The 279-nt window shown below is 69.9% G+C and carries 1 pseudogene; it reads left to right on the forward strand.

Annotated elements, in window-relative coordinates:
• Positions 1-279: pseudogene (locus ACZ3HH_RS29730) on the forward strand (catalase/peroxidase HPI); the annotation flags it as partial.

The following is a 279-nucleotide window of genomic DNA, read 5'->3' on the forward strand; positions in this document are numbered from 1 at the left end:
GGCTCTGAGGTTCCGGCCGAGGTGCTCGACTGGCAGGACCCCGTGCCCGCGGTCGACCACCCGCTCATCGACGCGGCCGACGCCGCGGTGCTGAAGCAGCGAATCCTCGACAGCGGACTGTCCGTGCAGCAGCTCGTCACCACGACGTGGGCCGCCGCCTCGACCTTCCGCGGCAGCGACAAGCGCGGCGGCATCAACGGTGCGCGCATCCGCCTCGAGCCGCAGAAGAGCTGGACGATCAACAACCCTGAGCAGCTGGCATCCGTGCTCTCGGTCCTC

The organism is Pseudomonas sp. PME37.24/025 (assembly GCF_055556615.1).